The organism is Pontimicrobium sp. MEBiC01747, from assembly GCF_053601635.1.
Genome location: NZ_JBSHNS010000549.1, coordinates 1 through 4,097 on the forward strand (window position 1 = coordinate 1; position 4,097 = coordinate 4,097).

4 protein-coding genes are annotated in these 4,097 nt (G+C 31.8%); 3 read left to right on the forward strand and 1 reads right to left on the reverse strand.

The window, feature by feature from the left end:
• The 3 genes from ACVC2P_RS18105 to ACVC2P_RS18115 all read left to right on the forward strand — a co-directional run.
• The coding region (locus ACVC2P_RS18105; protein WP_452599854.1) for an efflux RND transporter periplasmic adaptor subunit at positions 1-579 on the forward strand (579 nt) is incomplete at its 5' end.
• A gap of 6 nt (positions 580-585) precedes the next feature.
• Positions 586-999, forward strand: a complete 414-nt coding sequence (locus ACVC2P_RS18110; RefSeq protein ID WP_452599855.1) for a Fur family transcriptional regulator — start codon at positions 586-588, stop codon at positions 997-999.
• A 58-nt stretch (positions 1,000-1,057) separates the two neighbouring features.
• Positions 1,058-3,034, forward strand: coding sequence for a heavy metal translocating P-type ATPase (locus tag ACVC2P_RS18115; protein ID WP_452599856.1), 1,977 nt, complete (start codon positions 1,058-1,060; stop codon positions 3,032-3,034).
• Positions 3,035-3,040: 6 nt separating this feature from the next.
• Here the strand turns inward: ACVC2P_RS18115 and ACVC2P_RS18120 are convergent.
• On the reverse strand, positions 3,041-4,097 hold a 1,057-nt coding region (locus ACVC2P_RS18120; protein WP_452599857.1), incomplete at its 5' end, for a nuclear transport factor 2 family protein.

The window sequence follows — 4,097 nt, forward strand, 5'->3', positions numbered from 1 at the left end:
ATAGATGGTTTTATAGAAAAGGTAAAAATAAAATCTGGTCAATTTGTGCAGCCGCAAACGCCTCTTTTTGAAGTTGTAAATACGGAGCACATTCATGCAGATTTAATGGTATTTGAAAAAGACATTAGTAAAGTTAAAAATGGCCAATTAGTTAAAATAAATATAGAGGCTTTAGGAAGTAAAGAAATGACAGCTAAAATATACTCTGTTGGAAAATCGTTTGAAGAAGGCCCAAAAGCGTTACACGTGCATGCAGAAATAGAAAATAAAAATAAAAACTTAATTCCAGGTATGTATGTTAATGCTAGAATTATTACCGATAGTCTTTTAGAACAAGCCTTACCCGAAGATGCTGTATTTCAGGAAGGTGAAACTTACTATGCATTTATAGCAGAAAAAGAAACGGACAACAGATGGGGCTTTACACCTAAAGAAATAATAATAAAGTCCATAAATAATGGATATGTAGCTTTTAATTTTAAAGATACACTTCAAAAAAACAATCCATTAATAGCACAAAGTGGCGCCTATTATTTAATGGCAGAAATGAAAAAAAGTGAAGCAGAGCACTCACATTAACAGCTTATGAAAACCATAGAAAAACAATTACAAGATTATAATATAAGGCCAACCGCCATGCGTATGTTGGTTTATGAGTATATCTCTTCACAACATACTGCAGTAAGTTTAACTATTGTAGAAAATCATTTCGACAAATCTGACAGAACAACGTTGTACAGAACCTTAAAAACATTTGAAGATAAAGGCATTGTACATAAAATAGATGATGGAACAGGAATTCCTAAATATGCATTATGTAAACACGAGCACAACTCAAAAAAACACAACGATTTACATTTACACTTCCACTGTACTAAATGTAAAGAAACTGTTTGTTTAACAGAGCATCAAATTCCACAAATAAATCTTCCTAGCAAATTTATACCAGAAAATATAAATATGCTAATAAAAGGTGTTTGCGATAAATGTAACGAATAAATGCACATACAATGCATACATATTCCATATAATTTTGTGTAAAATCATTAATACAAAAATGAAACATAAACACTCAGAAAACGATACACATAATCATGAACATGGTGGCATATTTGGAGAAAAAACCGAGCTTTATTTTGCTATTTTAAGTGGTGTCTTCTTTTTTACTGGCTTATTAATAGACAAATTTACTAGTTTACCAGAATGGGTCGCTTTAATAAATTTTATTTCTGCCTATTTTTTTGGAGGTTACTTTACAACTATTGAAGCCATTGAAAAAATTAGAAAAAACGAATTTGAAATCGATTTTTTAATGATAGTGGCTGCTATAGGCGCTGCTTACATTGGTAGTTGGGAAGAAGGTGCTTTGTTATTGTTTTTATTTAGTACTGGTCATGCTTTAGAAAACTACGCTATGAATAAAGCAAAAAAATCTATAGAAGCATTAGGGCAGCTATCTCCAAAAACTGCGCTAGTAAAAAAAAGAGACAGTATTGTTGAGGTTAGTGTTGAATCTCTAAAAATTAATGATATTATCGTTGTAAAACCAAATACTAAAATCTCTGCAGATGGTGTTATCATTAAAGGAAGTAGCACTATTAATCAAGCCTCAATTACAGGAGAAAGTATACCTGTGGATAAAACGGCAATTACAGATGTATTGGAGCCCCTTGATTTTGATAATATTAATAAGAAAAACATCGTTTTTACAGGAACAATTAATGGAGACAATGTCATTGAAGTTAAAGTACTAAAACTAAACCAAGACAGTACTATATCTAGATTAGTAAAAATGGTAAGCGAGGTAGAAACTAAAAAATCACCTACACAACTTCAAACCAAAAAGTTTGAAAAGTGGTTTGTTCCTTTCGTTATCGTTTTAGTTATACTATTATGCTTTGCTTATTTAATTATTGACGAAAGTTTTAATGATAGTTTATATAGAGCTATTAGTGTTTTGGTAGCTTCTAGCCCTTGTGCTTTAGCTATTTCTACTCCAAGTGCTGTATTAAGTGGTATTGCTAGAGCAGCTAAAAGTGGAGTGCTTATTAAAGGAGGGAGAGCTTTAGAAAATTTAGGAAGTTTAACAACCATTGCTTTTGATAAAACAGGAACACTTACAGAAGGAAAACCTAAATTAACTAATGCAATTTCCTTAAATAATTTTAATAACAATGATTTTTTAAGTTTAGTATTAGATGTAGAAAGTTTAAGCAATCATCCTTTAGCAAAAGCCATTACTAAAGACATTAAAAACCAATTTAATGTTGAAACTAAAAATGCAGCTTCTAATATTAAGGCTATTCAAGGTAAAGGCATACAAGCAATATATAAGGGTAATAGTGTGTTTATTGGAAACGCAAAACTAATGCAAGATTATGGAGTTAACATCTCTAATGAAGTTAATGTACAACTATTAAACTTGCTTCAAAAAGGACATACAGTCATGTTAGTAGCTTATAAAAATGAGCTTATTGGTATGTTAAGTGTAATGGATACCCCTAGAGCTAAAGCAAAAAGCACTTTAAAAAAATTAAAAGACATTGGTATACTAAAAATGATTATGCTTACTGGAGATCATCAAAATGTAGGCAACTCAATAGCTAAGGCAATTGGTTTAACAGAAGCAAGAGGAAACTTATTACCAGAAGATAAAGTTGCTGTCATACAAGAATTAAAGCAAAAATATTCTAAAATCGCCATGGTGGGAGATGGTGTTAACGATGCTCCTGCTATGGCAAATAGTACTGTTGGCATTGCCATGGGCGCAGCTGGTAGCGATGTTGCTTTAGAAACCGCAGATGTTGCCTTATTATCTGATAAAATAGAAAACCTGCCCTTTGTTATTGGTTTGAGTAGGCAATCTAAACTTATCATTAAACAAAACCTCTGGATAAGCTTGGGGGTTGTTACGTTCTTAATACCAACGACAATTATGGGTTGGGCAAGCATAGGCGTTGCAGTAGCTATTCATGAAGGGTCTACATTATTAGTGGTTATAAATGCATTAAGGTTATTGAGATATAAAAAATAACTCTTATTAATGTATAGTATTTAATCGGTTAATTAACGCCTTAGAAAATACTTCTAGAGAATTAGGATTTTGCCCAGTTATTAAATTACCATCAACCTCTACATGAGATTCCCATTTTCCTGAAGATTTAAATACTGCACCTCTCTCTTTCAATTTAGTTTCTATTAAAAACGGGAGATGCTCGCCATTACCTTCTTCTTCATTAGTAAAAGAGTTAACACGCTTACCATTTACTAAAAAGGCTCCACTATTTAATTTTACATTTACTAAGCCCGCTGCACCATGACATATAGAGCTAACAACACCATTGTGATCTTCGTATATTTGTTGTGTTATCTTTTGTATTCCTTTGCTATTAGGCACATCGAATACTGCTGCAGATCCACCACAATAATATACAGCTTGGTACAACTTTGAATCTACTTGAGACGGTTTTAAAGTATTTTTTAATTTATATTGAAGTGCAGAGTCGTAAAAATAATGTAGTTGTAATTTGTCTTGAAGATTAATGTATGCCACTGGTATTTCTCCACCTTTTGGACTAACAAAATCTACTTCGTAACCTGCTTTTTGAAGCGCATCATAAGGTTGTACTAATTCTTCATAATGCGTTCCTGTACGCTTATTATTACTCCCGTAAGAAGAAACATTAGACACTACAAATAAAACTTTTCCTTTTCTCTCATACGGTTCCCATGTGTAAGATTTATGAATAATCTTCCACTCTCCATCTGTTTTAAGTAATAGCATATAATCTGTATAACGTCTTTTACGCCCTGGCATATCAATTTTAACAATACCAACAGCTGCATCATTTTTTATATCTATAGACTCTATGTGCCCTAAGCGTCCATTTTTTTTACCTTCTTTAAAAAAACCAATATACTTTTTAGAAGGCAATGCTCTTAAACTATCATCTACAATAGAGTATAAATTAGCATCTTTATTAAATGCTCTTTTTATTCTACTAATTTGCCCATTTGCAGTACCCTCAATATAATCCATTAAAACAGATTTAACTTTTTCTGTATCGGTTTGACTATAACTATTAAAAGTGAAAATG

What these genes read in the sequence shown, in the direction of transcription:
- ACVC2P_RS18115 (WP_452599856.1), top strand. Translation starts at nt 1,058, where the DNA reads ATGAAACATAAACACTCAGAAAACGATACACATAATCATGAACATGGT.
- ACVC2P_RS18110 (WP_452599855.1), top strand. Translation starts at nt 586, where the DNA reads ATGAAAACCATAGAAAAACAATTACAAGATTATAATATAAGGCCAACC.